Source organism: Kitasatospora sp. NPDC034023, assembly GCF_055575795.1.
This window is the reverse complement of record NZ_JBVIRY010000003.1, coordinates 269,453-283,139: the sequence shown is the minus strand read 5'-3', so window position 1 is coordinate 283,139 and position 13,687 is coordinate 269,453. Positions and strand designations below refer to the sequence as shown.

Sequence of the window (13,687 nt, the reverse complement as noted above, 5' to 3'; positions counted from 1 at the left end):
GGCCGCACACGGGGCTGGGCCGGTCGCCTGAAGGTCGGTCCCCGACCGGTCGGGGACCGGTCGGGTCAGGCAACCGGGGAGCGGCGGACGATCAGCATGTCCTGGGTGTGGCCGATGGCGTAGGTGCCGTCGGGCCGGGTGAAGTGGTCCTGGACGTAGGCGGTCAGGGCGGCGCGGGAGGGGCGGGGGTCGAGGGTGGCGAGGTCGGCGACGTTGACCATGAACTCGGCGACGTCCACGGCCTCGGCGAGGTGGGCCGTGCGGTAGTGGAGGTCGAGGGTCTCGAGGGTGATGTCGTCCGCCGGATGGCGCTCGCGCAGGCGGTCGGCGAGGGTGCTCAGGTCGTAGCGGACGCCGGTGAAGTGGGCGGCCATCCGCATGCAGGGGCTCTCGGGGTTCTGCAGGACGACCAGGAGGGCGCCGCCGGGCGCCGTCCAGTTCAGGGCGCGGGTGACGGTGGCGAGCCAGTCCGGCTCGGGCACGTAGTAGAGCACGTGGGAGAGGTGGACGAGGTCGGCCGGCTCGGGCGGCTGGGCCCGGTCGAGCCGCTCCGGGAGGACGAGGGCGTCCGGGCAGGTGGTGCGGAGCTTCTCGCGCATCGCGACACTGGGCTCGACGGCGACCGTACGGTCGAAGGACCGGGCCAGGTGGGCGGTGGTGCGGCCGTCGCCCGCGCCGAGGTCCAGCAGGAGCCGGCGGTGCGGCAGGGTGGCGGCGAGCTCGCTCAGCCGGGCGTGGGTGATCGGCTTCTCGTCCGTCCCGGCGAGGAACAGCTCGAACGCCCGGCGGTAGTCGGCGCTCGCCACGTCCAGGACACGGACCGGGTCCGCGTCCCTCGTCTTGGTCTCCACCCTGCGGCCTCCCTCTGACGACGTGTTGGGGCGCGCTCATTGCACCCCCGTGTCCGGCCGCCCGCGCGCAGGGACGTTCCTGCCCGCGTGTCGCGAGATGGCGAGGGTGGGACTGCGGCGCCCCGGCGGTTATTCGGTGGCCCGCGCGGAGCCACCGCTTCTACAGTGTCCGCCTGATCACTGACGTTCACGGGAGCCCGGACATGCGCGTGCACTACCCCCGGACTCCGCATCTTCCCTGGTCACCGGGGGCGGCGGCGGACGACGTGCGGACCGGGGACCTCACCGCGCTGGCCGGCGCGGAGGTCGTCGTCACCGAGAAGCTCGACGGCGAGAACACCACCCTCTACCCCGACGGCCTGCACGCCCGCTCACTGGACTCGGCCCACCACCCCTCCCGCGCCTGGGTGAAGGGCCTGCAGGGCCGGATCGGCGCTCGGATCCCGGACGGCTGGCGGATCTGCGGCGAGAACCTGTTCGCCCGGCACTCGATCCCGTACACCGACCTGGAGAGCTGGTTCTACGGCTTCTCGGTCTGGACGGACCGCGACCACTGCCTGGACTGGGACGACACCGTCCGCTTCCTGCGCCGCCTCGGCGTCCCGTCGCCCCCGGTGCTGTGGCGCGGCCGCTTCGACGAACGGGCCCTACGCGCCCTGCCGTTGGACCTGAACCGGCAGGAGGGCTACGTCGTGCGGACCGTCCGGGGCTTCTCCCGGGCGGAGTTCGGCGAGCGGGTCGCCAAGTGGGTGCGCCCGCACCACGTGCGCACCGACACGCACTGGATGCACGCCGCCGTGGTGGAGAACGGGCTCGGCCCGAGTGCCGCACTGTGGTCCGTACGGTCCGGCGCGCTGCCCGAACCGCCCGCCCTGGCCGCCGCTTTGGGACTGCCCGAACTGTTGTGCCAGCCCGAGGAGTTGGCGGAGGTGTCGGCTCGACTGGACGAGCTCGGCCGCGGCGGGGACGCCCGGCTGGCCGGGGTGCTCGCGACCGCGCTGCGCGCCGAGCGCCGGCCGTCGCTGGCGCCGCGGCTGGCCGGGCCGCTCGGGCTGCCGCTGGCCCGCCGGGTCGCCGACCTGGTCGGGCTGCACCCGGGGCTGCAGCAGCCGTACCCGGACGAGGACCGCCGCGCCGGGCTGGTCCGGCTCTCCTGCGCCGCCGACCTGGGGGTGCTGCACGCCGTCGCCGCGGCCGCCGCTCCCGGGGCGGCGGAGCGCGAGCAGGTCGCCTGGTCCACGCTGCACGCCGAGGACGCCGGGCTGCTCGACGGGGCGCCGCTCGCCCGGCTGCGCACCGGTCTGCGCGAGGCGCTCGCCGACCTCGACCGGGACGCCGCCGACCGCTGCTGGGCACAGGCCCGCGAGGCGTACGCGCTCGGCCGGATCTCCACCGTCGAGGAGGCCGTCGCGGCCACCTGGCGCCGGCGGGACGGCCGCTTCCCCCGACTGGTGCACCTGTGCGGCCCGTCCGGCAGCGGCAAGAGCAGCTTCGCCGCCGGGCTGACCGGTGTCGCCGCCCGGATCAGCCTGGACGACCTGCGCGCCGCCCGGGGCTCGCGCGCCGACCAGCGCGACAACGCCGTGGTGCTGCGCGAGGGCCTGGCCCGGCTGGACGCCGCCCTCGCCGCCCCAGGGGCCGGCCGCGCGGACACCGTCGTCTGGGACGCCACCTCGCTCAACCGCCGGCAGCGCTCCCAGGTCCACGCCATCGCGCAGCGCCGCGACGCCCTGGTCACCCAGGTCGTGCTGGTGGTCGGCGAGGACGAACTGCAGCGCCGCAACGCCGTACGGCCGCACCCGGTGCCGGCCGACGTGCTCACCGCACAGCTGTACCGCTTCAGCCCGCCCTACCCCGGCCAGGCGCACCGCACCTGGTACGTCGGCGCCGGTGGCACCGTGGAAGACACGGCGGGCACGCTCGACGCCGAGGAGGACTGATGCGTCCCATCGAACAGATCTGCCAGCGCATCCGCTGGGACGCCCGCTTCGACCCGGCCCGGTTCACCCTGGGTGTGCGCCAGCGCGACGACCGCACCGAACGCGTCCCGCTGGAGGCTTTCGCCGCCGCGGGCGACATCCCCTGGCACCGGGTGCACCGGGTCGAGGCCGACGGCGTGGTGGTCTGGGACCGCGCGTCCGGCGTGGACGTGCTCGACAGCACCGAGGCCGGGCGCCGCACCGACCCGCGCCGGCTGCGCTCGCCCTTCTTCGCGGCGACGACCCCGTACGCCTGGCAGCCGGACCGCGACCGGCAGCCGGACGGCTCCCCGCGGGCGGGCTCCTCCCGGGGGCCGGGCGACGGCTGGCAGGCTGTCGTTTCGGAGCACGCCCAGCCCTCGGCCCCGGCGGTCGGCGACCTGCGCGTCATCACCTGGAACACCCTGTGGGACCGCTACGACGCCGACCGGATCGCCACCGCCCGCCGCCGCCCGCTGCTGCTCGCCGCACTGGAGGCCGCCGACGCCGACGTGATCGCCCTGCAGGAGGTCGAGCCGGCGCTGGTCGCCCTGCTGCTGGCGGCGCCCTGGGTCCGCGCCGGCTACACCCTCAACGCGGACCCGCTCGGCCGGGACGTCGACGAGCACGGCCTGCTGCTGCTCAGCCGGCTGCCGGTCCTGGAGGCCGGCCGGCACGCGCTGGGCCCGCACAAGGCCGTCACCGCGATCACCGTACGGACCGCCGGCGAACCGCTGACGGTCGCCGCCGTCCACCTGAGCAGCGACCACTCGCCGGACGGCGCGGCCCGCCGCGAAGCCGAACTCGCCCAGCTGGCCGAAGGGTTGGGCGGCCTCGAGGGTGAACTGCTACTGCTCGGGGACTTCAACGACGCCCGCTCCGGCGCCACCGGCCCGGCCGCCGCACTCGGCCTGCGCGACGCCTGGACGCAGGTGCACGGCCCGTCCGACGACACCCCCACCTTCGACCCGACCGCCAACCCGCTCGCCGCCGTCTCCTCGCTCACCGGCCGCCCGGGCCGCCTCGACCGCGTCCTGCACCGCGCCGACAGCACCCGCATCACCGCCGCCGCCCTGCTGGGCGAGCGCCCGACCGCCGACGGACTGCACCCCTCCGACCACTACGGCGTAGCCGTGGACCTCACCCTCGACGGAGCGGGCGGGACGCCGGACGTCCTCGACGCCGCGCCCACCCCCCGGACCGCCGTCGCCTGGCTGCCGCCCGAGGAGCTGTGGCCGCCGATCCAGCGGCTGCGCGCCGCGTACGACCCGCAGCTGCGCCGCTGGCCGCCGCACGTCAACCTGCTGTTCGGCTTCGTCCCGGAGGCCGAGTTCGACCGCGCCCTGCCGCTGCTGGGCGCGGCCGCCGCCGAGACGGCGCCGTTCGCCGCGCGCCTGACAGGGGTGCACACCTTCGGCCACCGCGAGGACGCCACCATCTGGCTCGACCCGGCCGCCGCCTCCGCCGAGCCCTGGGCGGCGCTGCGGCACGCGCTGGAACGCCGCTTCCCCCGCTGCCGCGGCCGCGCGGAGGGCTTCACGCCGCACCTGACCCTCGGGCGCAGCACCGACCCGCAGCGGGTGGCCGCCGACTGCGCGGCCCGGCTCACCGAGGTCTCGGCCCGGGTGGGCGAGCTGGTGGTGCTCTCGCGCCGGGGCTCCGAGCCGATGCGGCCCCGCGCGGTGATCGCGCTGGGGACGGGCGAGGTGCGCCCGGTGCCCGAGGAGCCGACCGTCTCGCGGCAGCCGGAGCCGGAGTCGCCCGAACGGACCTCCTTCGCCTGGGCGTTGGCTCAACGCATCACCGAGGCGCTACCGGACGGCGCGGTCCACGTCGTCGGCTCACGGCGGCTGGGCTGCCAGCTGGACGGCGCCGACCTGGACCTGGTGGCGGCGCTGCCCGGCCCGGCCGACCTGCCCGGCGTCCGCACCCGGATCGCGGCCGCGCTGCCGGACGCCCGACAGCTGCGCGAGGTGCGCGGCGCCCGGGTGCCGGGGGTGCGACTGGAGGCGGACGGCCTGTCCGTCGACCTCGTCGTCGTCTTCACCGGCTCACTCGACCCGGCCCAAGCCGTGGCCCGCCGTGCGGAGTTGGGCGAGGCGGAAGCCGTCGCGCTGAGCGCGGTCACGGACGCCGAGGCGATCCTGGCAGCCCTCGGCGACCGGCACGACCGCTTCGTCCGGCTGGCCCGTCAGGTCAAGGCCTGGTCCCGGGCGCGCGGCCTGGATTCCGCCCCCTTCGGCCAACTGCCGTCGCTCGCCTGGTCGGTGCTCGCCGCGCGCGTCGTCCTGGACGCCGGTGACGCTCACGACTCGGACGGCGATGACGCGGACGGAAGTGACACGGACGGAAGTGACGCGGCCGGAACTGACGCCGACGGCGACCTGTTCCGGCAGTTCACCGAGACCTGGGCCGGCTGGGACTGGCGCCAACCCGTCTGCCTGTCCAGGTACCTGATGTGCCATCAGTCCGAACCGATCTCCATCGTCACCCCTTCCTCCCCCGTCCGCAGTTGTACCACCCAGGTCAGCGCCGACACCCGCGACCTGCTCACCGAGGAGCTCTACCGCGCCTGGGAGCTCACCACGGAGAGCACCGACCCCTGGCCCGCCCTGCTCGCCCCGCCCCCGCTGCACCGCCGCCACGCCGCCTGGGCCGTGGTCACCGTCAGGGAGGAGTCCGTCGGGCTGGTCCGCGGCCGCCTCCGCACCCTCCTGGCCGCCCTGGAGGAAGCCGGCGCCACCCACCTCCACGCCTGGCCGCACCCCTACCGGTCTCCCGACGGCCTCACCCACTTCCCCATCGGCCTCGGCCCCACCCCGCTCACCGCGGACCGACTCGCCACGGCCGCCACCGCCTGGTGCCGCCACCTCCCCGGCGTCCACCTCCAGCACGTCGAGGGCGGCGCGGTCCCCACCCTCACCAGCTGAACCTCACCCCCGGGCACGGACGAGGACGGCATCGACAAGAATCCGGAGCGGACCCTGGCACATGTCGCCAGGCCCCCGTACGAGCCGGCCGGACCAGGGATGGAGCCTGGGAGGGCCGAGAGGCGCTGTTCCTCGTCCGGGGTGTCGGTGCAGTGGGCCTCACCGAGGATGAGGACGCTCCAGCCCCCAGCCCCGGTGGTCGTCGATGTGGTCCCCCTCGAAGGAGACGGGCGAACCTGCCTCGGAGTGGCGGTGCCCCGGGGGTCCGTTCGGTAGGCGATCGTCCGGACGTCCACGACGTAGTCGACCGGCAGGACGACGCGCGCCGAGGAACCGGGCCCCGGGCAGGGTGGACCCCCGCCCGGGGGCCGGTTCCGGGGTGGACGGATGGAGGAGGACGGTCGGGGTCAGTAGACGTTGACGCCGTACGCGGCGAGCGCCTCGTTGACCGGCTGGAAGAAGGTGGTACCGCCGGTGCTGCAGTCACCACTGCCGCCGGAGGTGATGCCGAGGGCCTTGGTGGCGTCGTACAGCGGGCCGCCCGAATCGCCGGGCTCGGCGCAGACGTTGGTCTGGATCATGCCGCGTACGGTGCCGCCGTCGGAGTAGCGCACGGTGGCGTTGAGGCCGGTGACCGTGCCTCCGTGGGTGCCGCTGGTGGATCCGGTGCGCTTGACCGCTTCCCCGACGTAGGCGTTCGGGGCGGAGGTGAAGCCGCCGGTGTGGCTCACCGCGCTGTTGTCGTAGCGGACGAGCGCGTAGTCGTTGCCGGGGAAGCTGGAGTTGACGGTCGCCCCGATCAGCGTGGTGTGGCCGGAGTTGGTGTACCAGGTGCTCGCGACGTTTCCGCAGTGCCCCGCGGTGAGGAAGTAGTAGGTGCTGCCGCTCACCACGTTGAAGCCGAGCGAGCAGCGGTACTGGCCGCCGTAGATGGCACTGCCCGCGGCGAGCAGCGGGCGGAAGGTGCCCGGGGAGTGCTGGATCCGCAGCGTGGCGGCGTCGGGGCCGGCGGCCTGCTTGATCCTGGCGATCGCGGCCGGTGGGACGGTGCCGTCCACCGTGACGACGACACGGTCGGCCGTCGGGTCGACGTACCAGGCGATGCCGTTGACGTCGGTCCGCTGCAGGGCGTCGCTCACCGCGGCGAGTCGGGCCGGGCCGGCGGGTGCGGTGGGGGCGGCGACCGCACTCGGCGCGGCCACCGCGGTGGCGGACAGCAGGCCGACGGCGGCGGCGAGCAGTCGGGTGGTCCTCGCGGTGCTGGTGTGGGGGATGGTGCGCGTGGTCCTCACTGGTCTCCTCCTGGGAGTGAGAGGCCCCCTGAGGGTGTGGGGGCCGTGAGGCGCGGTCAGGGAGTGCGCGGACAACCGACGGTGTCCATGGGGGTGCCATCGCGGATGATCTGCCCCTGACAGGCGCTGACGGGAAGTATGGGCAGAGCCGGAGGGCGGCACAAGGCCCCGGACACGGCCTGCACACCATCTCGACAACCCCACGGACCGCCCGCCGGGCCGCGGTCCAGGAAACCCGGGCCGTCGGCACGGGACGTTCGGACCACGATGACGGGCTGTCCGTCAGGCCGGTCGAGCCGACCCGGGTCAGCCGCCCGTCGGGACCCGGAGCGTGCCGTAGCGCTGCATCCGCTGCCAGCGCAGGCGGGATCCCGCCAGCGCGGTGAAGACCGACTGGATCACCACCAGGTACATCAGCTGCCGGTAGACGAACTGCTGCAGCGGCAGGCTCCACAGCGGTCCGTACCGTTCCTTGTCCAGCCGGAACGCGTAGGCACCCATCAGCATCTGGACCAGCAGGAACGCCGCCCACAGCCCGACGATCCGCACCGGGTCGAGGAAGGCCAGTCCGTACAGCGCGAAGACGTCGACCACCGGGGCGAGCAGGGGCAGGAGGACCTGGAACATCAGCAGGTAGAGCAGCCCTCGCCGGCCCAGCTTGCCGGCCTGCCCGCCCTGGACGAGCGCGCCGCGGTGCTTCCACATCGCCTGCAGGGTGCCGTAGCACCAGCGGTAGCGCTGGCGCCACAGGGCGCTCAGCGAGGCGGGGGCCTCGGTCCAGGCCTTGGCCCGCTCCTCGTAGACCACCCGCCAACCGGCCCGGCACAACGCCATGGTGAGGTCGGTGTCCTCGGCGAGCGTCTCCTCGCCCACGCCGCCGACCGCCAGCAGCGCGGAGCGGCGGAAGGCGCCGACCGCGCCCGGCACGGTGGGCATGCACTCGGCGAGGTCGAAGAGCCGGCGGTCCAGGTTGAAGCCGACCACGTACTCGATGTGCTGCCAACGGCCCAGCAGACCACCGCGGTTGATCACCTTGGCGTTGCCGGAGACCGCTCCGACCGAGGGGTCGGCGAACGGCTGCACGAGGTGCCGGACGGCGTCCGGCTCGAACACGGTGTCACCGTCCACCATGACCAGCAGCTCCGCGCGGGCGGCGGCGATACCGGTGTTGAGGGCGGCCGGCTTGCCCGCGTTCTCCTGCCGGATCACCCGGGTGTACGGCAGGTCGAGCGACTCGACCAGGTCGGCCGTGCCGTCGGTCGAGCCGTCGTCGACCACGATCACCTCCACCGGGTGGTCGGAGGCGAGCAGCGACCGCAGTGCGGCCTCGATCCCGGCGGACTCGTTGTACGCGGGCACGATCACACTGACCGGCTCGGTGACCGGCGGCCCCCATGGCCGGCGCCGCAGCCGCTTGTGCCGACGGGCTGCCGCCAGCACGGCGACGGCCCGCAGCACGCTGATCGCGCCCGCCGCCCACAACAGCCAGCCCAGCGCCGCGAGCGTCCGGTCGCCGCCCCGGAGGAGCCACATGAACGCGGTCCCCTGGAGCCGGTCGGCGGTCCCGGCCCGGTGGACGGGGTCGGACAGGCCGACCGCCTCGCTGACCGTGGCGAAGTGCAGGCCGCGGTCCTTCAGCCGGGGCAGCAGGGCGGTCAGCGCCGCCACGGTCTGGGAGCGGTCGCCGCCCGAGTCGTGCATGAGCACGATCCGGCCCGGGCCGCCCGCAGCGTCGTCGAGGGTCTTCAGGATCTGCGCGGTCCCGGGTCGGCGCCAGTCCTCGCTGTCCTGGGTGGTGAGCACGGTCAGGTACCCCGCGTGCCCGGCCTGCTGCACGGCGTCCCACTCGCCGTCGTCCAGGGCGTCCGGGCTGGAGGAGTACGGCGGCCGCAGGAGGGAGCTGGTCACTCCCGCCGAACCGGCCAGTGCGAGCTGGGTCTCGCGCAGTTCCAGCGAGCGGCGCCAGTCGGGCGCGGGGCCGAGGTCGGTGTGGGTGAACGTGTGCACGCCGATCTGATGGCCCTCGGAGACGATCCGGCGGATCAGGTCCGGGTGGGCGGCGGCTTGGGTGCCGACCACGAAGAACGTGGCGTGCACCCCTTCGCGGCGCAGGACGTCGAGGATCTGCGGGGTCCAGGTCGGGTCGGGGCCGTCGTCGAAGGTGAGGACGATGGTGCCGGGCTTGGGAGCGGCGCTGCGCGGCTGGGGGCCGGCGGCGTCGATCACCGGTCCGCCTTCGCGGATCGCCGTCGGCACGGTGCTCGTGCCCGCGTGCGCGGCCGTCTGGTCCGGGCGGTCGTCGAAGCTGTGCTGGGTGTACCCCTGGAGCAGCAGGGCGCCGGAGAGAGTGAGCAGCAGGGCGGTGAGCAGCAGCCAGTGGGTGCGCAGCGGGCCCTGCCTCACCACTCCGCGCCTGCCTCTGCGGGTGCGGTCGGGGGCGGCGGTTCGACGGCGGCGGGTTGAGCTCATGGCGCTGCTTTCGGGGGTGCGGGTCGTAATGGTGGCTAGTCGGGCGTCAGGGTTTGCCGGGCTTGTTGCCGGAGTTGCCCGGAGGGCTCGTGGGGCGGCCGTGCCCGGGCGGGGTGTTCGGCGGCGCCGCGGGGCTGGTGACCGGAGCGGGCGAGCCGGTACCTGCGGGGGCGCTCGGGAGGCCGGCGGAGGGCCCGGTCGGCACGCCGGTCGTCTGCGGGTGCCGGTCCCCGACCGGGCCGGTGCCGGCCTGGCGGGCGGGGGTCACGGTGGGCGCCGCGCCGGGCGGGGCCGCGGCCTCCGGGGCGGCGGACGGCGCCGTGGACGGTGTGGATGCCTGGGCGGGCGCGCTCGGCGCGGGCGGCTGGGGCAGCGGAAGGAACGGCGCGTTCACGGTGGGGCCGCCGAGCAGGGTGCTGCCCAGCAGCGCGAGGTACCCACCGGCCGGCACGGCCAGCACCGCCCCGAACCTGCGGATCCGGCGCTGACGGCGGCCGGAGGCGTCGACGAACACGGGCGGGGGCGCGGGCTGCTCGTCCGCGGTGTCGGTGACGGCGGACAGCTCGGCGGTGTCCGACTCGCCCGCCTCGTCGGGCCACGCGAAGTGGTCGGCGGAACCGACCGCGGGGGCGAGGTGGTCGGCGGGACCGACCGCGGGGGCGAAGTGGTCGGTCGGGGTTCCGACGACCGGTCCGCCGGCCGCCGGGCCGTGAAAGTACCTCGGGACCAGCGGAGGGTCAGGCTGCTCCTCGGCGGTCGGCCATGGGCCGTACGACGTGACGGGCACGATGTCGAGTCCAGGTGTTGTCGGTTCACAGGGCTACCACGGCTGCACCCGTCGATCACGGCGGACCGGGCGGTGAGGTGGTCGTACCTGTTCAGCGCCGACGGCCGGCTCGCTGTCACACCTTCTCGGGAAACCGTGCCGACCGCCGGACCCCAGGGTTCGCAATTTCTATTGCGCAACTTTTCTTTCGAATCTACCGTGGACCCATGACCCAGAAGCCGGAGCCCAACCGGATCACCGACCTGTCCCGTCTGAAGGCGTTCACCAACCCGCTGCGGATGCAGCTCTACCGACTGCTCTACGCGGCGGGCAGTGCCACCGCCTCGCAGCTCGCCGAGCAGGTCGACCAGGCGCCGTCCCTGGTCAGCTACCACCTGCGCAAGCTCGCCGAGCACGGCTTCGTCGCCGAGGCGAGCGGCCGGAGCACCGACGGCCGGGAGCGGTGGTGGCAGGTCGCCTCCGAGGAGGGCTGGGGCTTCCGGGAGTCCGACCTCTCCGACACGCCCGAAGGTGCCGCCGCCGTCGGCGCGGTGGCCCGCGGGCTCGTCGACTCCCGGGCCGCCCAGTACCGCGCCTACCTGGACCAGGGCGCCGCCTGGGGCACGGAGTGGACCGACGCGGCCTTCAGCCTCGAATGGCTGCTCGACCTCAATCCGGCCGAACTCGCCGAACTGGGCGAGGAGTTGCAGGACCTGTCCCGGCGCTGGCGGGAGCGCGGCAAGGCCGCCAGGGCGGTCGGCGACACCGAGGGGCGCGAGCACGTGTCCGTCCACCTGTACGGGTTCCCCTTCCGCCCCTGACCTCACTCAGACCGCCCCCGCACCCCCGCACAGACGAACCGGAGACCGTGATGGCCCTCGCGGAGACGACCCGCCCCCTGCGCACCGCCACGCCGCCCGCCCACCGCGACGGCAACGTGCTGCGCTGGCTCGCCGCCTACACCGCTTCCCTGATCGGCGACAGCGTCTACTTCGTCGCGCTCGGCTGGTCCGCGCAGCGGGCCGCCGGCCCCACCGAGGTCGGCCTGGTCATGGCCGCCGGGGCGCTCCCGCGCGCGGTGCTCATGCTCGGCGGCGGCGTGCTGGCCGACCGGCTGGACCCCCGGCGGGTGATCCTCGGCAGCGACGCCCTGCGCTGCCTGCTCATCCTCTCGGTGGCCGCAGCCATCGCCCTGACCACGCCCGCGCTCTGGCTGCTGGTCGCGGTGGCGCTCGTGTTCGGCGCCGTGGACGCGCTGTTCGTCCCCGCCGTCGGCGCCCTCCCGCCCCGGATCACCGGCCCCGACCAGCTGGCCCGGGTCACCGGGATGCGCTCGCTGTCGATGCGCCTCGGCCAGATCGCGGGCCCGCCGCTCGGCGGCCTGGCCATGGGCCTGGGCGGCCCGGCGGCCGCCTTCGCCACGGCGGGCCTGCTCTTCGCGCTCTCCCTGCCGCTCCTGCTGACCATCCGGGTCCGTGCCCTCGAGACGCCCCCGGACGAGGCGGCGCCCCGCCGCGGCACCGCACGCGCGGACCTCCTCGACGGGCTGCGCTACCTCCGCCGCCACCGCCTGATCGGTCCGCTGGTCGCCGTCGGCGCCGTCTGCGAACTCGGCCTCACCGGCACCCTCAACGTCGGCATGGTGCTCCTCAACGCCGAGCGCGGCTGGGGCCCGTCCGGCTACGGCTGGATCGTCGCCTGTTTCGGCGCCGGGGCCACCGCCGGCGCCGCGCTGCTCACCGTCGTCGGCCGACTGCCCCGGGCGGGCCTGACCATGGCGGGCACCCTGCTCGTGGCCAGTACGGGCGTGGCCGCGATGGGCCTCGTCCCGAGCCTGGGGACCGCCGCCGCGCTGGCCGCGCTCGTCGGCCTGTGCGCGGGCGTCTCCGGCGGCCTGGACAGCGCCCTCGTCCAGACCGCGACGGACCCCGCCTACCTCGGCCGGGTCACCTCCGTCGTGATGCTCACCATGCTCGGCCTCGCCCCGCTCAGCTACCCGCTGGTCGGCGCCGCCATCGGCGCCTGGGGCGCGGCCCCGGTCTTCGCCGGCTGCGGCGCCGTCTCCTGCCTGGGCGCGGCCGTCGCCCTGGCCTCCGGCACGGTCCGGCGCGCCGAACTGCCGCGGCGGCAGACGAACCACTGAACCCGCGGCAGACCACTGAACCCGCGGCGGTCCGCCGGCCCGACAGCGTCCCGGCCCGTGCGGCACGGACCGGACAGCATCGACCGGGCGGGCCGGGCGGGCCGCCCGCGCGGACGGCGAGACCGTCCGGGCCACCGTCGCGGAGCCGTGCGGGGTCACAGCAGCAGCGCCCCCGCCGGCGCCCGCATCCGACGACCGTACGCGGTGAGGGCGAGGACACCGGCCCCGCGCACCGGCGTCCCCGGCCCGAGCGACAGCGGATCGAGGCTCAACTCACCTGCCAGGCGCGGCGCCAGCTCCAACAGCTCCCACACCCAGTCGTCCTCGTCGTCGCCATCCGGCTCCACCCACCCCTCCACCAGCGCGGGCAGCCCGAGCTCGGCTCGCCGCCGCTGCTCGTACCCGAGCGGCGCGCCGAGTTCCAGGTGCCGCGTGTCCTCACCCGGGATGTACGCGAACCGCCGCACGGCCGCGCCGTGTTCGGCGACCAGCACCGCCGAGCCGTCGTTCTGCGCGCTCCACCAGTACGCCTGGGCACGCCCGTAGCGGGCGCTCAGCCGCTCGCAGGCCGCCAGGACCTCGGCGGCACGCTCGGCATCGCTCGGATCGCACCAGGCGCCGACGACCAGCGTCCATCCGGCCAGCTCAGGGGTGACGAACACCCGGCGGAAGGCGTCGTGCCGATCGTCGTCGAAACCCCCGTGACCGTCGATGTCGGCCGCGTACACACCGGCCGCGAACGGCACCGGGCGCGGCGCGGACAGGCCGAGCAGGTCCATCACCCCGGCCTGGTCGCCGGTGGCGACCGCGATCCACGACAGGAAGCAGCAGGCGAGCGGCTCCGGCGCGTCCTCGGGCGCCTTCACCCGCACCAGCCGCTCCAGCGCCGCCAGATCCCGGGCGCCAATCACCGCCTCCCCGCCGATCTCCGCGAGCGCCTCCAGCGCACTCGCCCGCGCGGCCCCGGGCCCGTTCCGACGCACCGCCTGCAGCAGGGGCACGACGTCCTCGCCCCACGAGCAGAACACCCGCACCGCCGTCTGCCGCACCTCGGCATCCGGATCGCCCAGCAGCGGCACCGCGCTCTGCGCAACCGCCGCCGGCTGCGCATCGCCGCGCTCGCGCAAGGCCCATGCCGCCGCCCGCCGAACCGTCGCATCCGGGGAACCGAGATCCCGTACCGCCTGCCGAGTGTCCATGGCCCGCCACGCTAGCCCGCCCCACCGACAACTCCCCCGGCTCCTCCGCCCGGGCCAGGCCACCCGCGCCGGATTGGCC

Annotated in this window: 9 protein-coding genes; 4 read left to right on the top strand and 5 right to left on the bottom strand. The window is 75.2% G+C overall.

Annotation, left to right across the window (positions count from 1 at the left end):
• Positions 1-65 precede the first annotated feature (65 nt).
• The gene (locus ACZ52R_RS06535; protein WP_465619256.1) at positions 66-851 is read right to left on the bottom strand and encodes a class I SAM-dependent methyltransferase; all 786 of its coding nucleotides are present in this window, start codon (positions 849-851) and stop codon (positions 66-68) included.
• Between the two features lie 203 nt (positions 852-1,054).
• Between ACZ52R_RS06535 and ACZ52R_RS06530 the strand changes: the two genes are divergently transcribed.
• Both ACZ52R_RS06530 and ACZ52R_RS06525 read left to right on the top strand, forming a co-directional pair.
• Entirely contained in the window at positions 1,055-2,791 is a 1,737-nt protein-coding gene (locus ACZ52R_RS06530) for an RNA ligase family protein (protein WP_465619258.1), read from the top strand.
• The gene (locus tag ACZ52R_RS06525) at positions 2,791-5,739 is read left to right on the top strand and encodes an RNA repair domain-containing protein (RefSeq protein WP_465619260.1); all 2,949 of its coding nucleotides are present in this window, start codon (positions 2,791-2,793) and stop codon (positions 5,737-5,739) included. Before ACZ52R_RS06530 ends, ACZ52R_RS06525 begins: the two co-directional genes overlap by 1 nt.
• A 407-nt stretch (positions 5,740-6,146) precedes the next feature.
• On the opposite strand, the gene ACZ52R_RS06520 is transcribed toward ACZ52R_RS06525, so the two are convergent.
• From ACZ52R_RS06520 to ACZ52R_RS06510, 3 genes are all read right to left on the bottom strand, one after another.
• Positions 6,147-7,031 (bottom strand): S1 family peptidase, encoded by an 885-nt coding sequence (locus ACZ52R_RS06520; protein ID WP_465619262.1) that lies wholly within the window; start codon positions 7,029-7,031, stop codon positions 6,147-6,149.
• Between the two features lie 306 nt (positions 7,032-7,337).
• Positions 7,338-9,500 carry a bifunctional polysaccharide deacetylase/glycosyltransferase family 2 protein gene (locus ACZ52R_RS06515; protein ID WP_465619264.1) on the bottom strand — a complete coding sequence of 721 codons (2,163 nt, stop codon included), beginning with the start codon at positions 9,498-9,500 and terminating at the stop codon, positions 7,338-7,340.
• Between the two features lie 46 nt (positions 9,501-9,546).
• Positions 9,547-10,287: a hypothetical protein gene (locus ACZ52R_RS06510; protein ID WP_465619266.1), complete on the bottom strand. Its 741-nt coding sequence runs from the start codon at positions 10,285-10,287 to the stop codon at positions 9,547-9,549.
• Between the two features lie 206 nt (positions 10,288-10,493).
• Here ACZ52R_RS06510 and ACZ52R_RS06505 point away from each other — a divergent pair, with 206 nt between their 5' ends.
• Both ACZ52R_RS06505 and ACZ52R_RS06500 read left to right on the top strand, forming a co-directional pair.
• A complete protein-coding gene (locus ACZ52R_RS06505; protein ID WP_465619268.1) occupies positions 10,494-11,087 on the top strand; it encodes an ArsR/SmtB family transcription factor in 594 nt (197 codons plus the stop codon).
• Between the two features lie 50 nt (positions 11,088-11,137).
• Positions 11,138-12,409: an MFS transporter gene (locus ACZ52R_RS06500; protein WP_465619270.1), complete on the top strand. Its 1,272-nt coding sequence runs from the start codon at positions 11,138-11,140 to the stop codon at positions 12,407-12,409.
• 155 nt (positions 12,410-12,564) lie between these two features.
• Here the strand turns inward: ACZ52R_RS06500 and ACZ52R_RS06495 are convergent, their stop codons facing one another.
• A complete protein-coding gene (locus tag ACZ52R_RS06495) occupies positions 12,565-13,608 on the bottom strand; it encodes a HEAT repeat domain-containing protein (protein WP_465619272.1) in 1,044 nt (347 codons plus the stop codon).
• Between the last annotated feature and the right edge of the window lie 79 nt (positions 13,609-13,687).

Excerpts from the sequence above, each read along its gene's own strand:
- ACZ52R_RS06495 (WP_465619272.1), bottom strand. The coding sequence starts at position 13,608 with ATGGACACTCGGCAGGCGGTACGGGATCTCGGTTCCCCGGATGCGACG.
- ACZ52R_RS06505 (WP_465619268.1), top strand. The coding sequence starts at position 10,494 with ATGACCCAGAAGCCGGAGCCCAACCGGATCACCGACCTGTCCCGTCTG.
- ACZ52R_RS06530 (WP_465619258.1), top strand. The coding sequence starts at position 1,055 with ATGCGCGTGCACTACCCCCGGACTCCGCATCTTCCCTGGTCACCGGGG.
- ACZ52R_RS06515 (WP_465619264.1), bottom strand. The coding sequence starts at position 9,500 with ATGAGCTCAACCCGCCGCCGTCGAACCGCCGCCCCCGACCGCACCCGC.
- ACZ52R_RS06500 (WP_465619270.1), top strand. The coding sequence starts at position 11,138 with ATGGCCCTCGCGGAGACGACCCGCCCCCTGCGCACCGCCACGCCGCCC.
- ACZ52R_RS06525 (WP_465619260.1), top strand. The coding sequence starts at position 2,791 with ATGCGTCCCATCGAACAGATCTGCCAGCGCATCCGCTGGGACGCCCGC.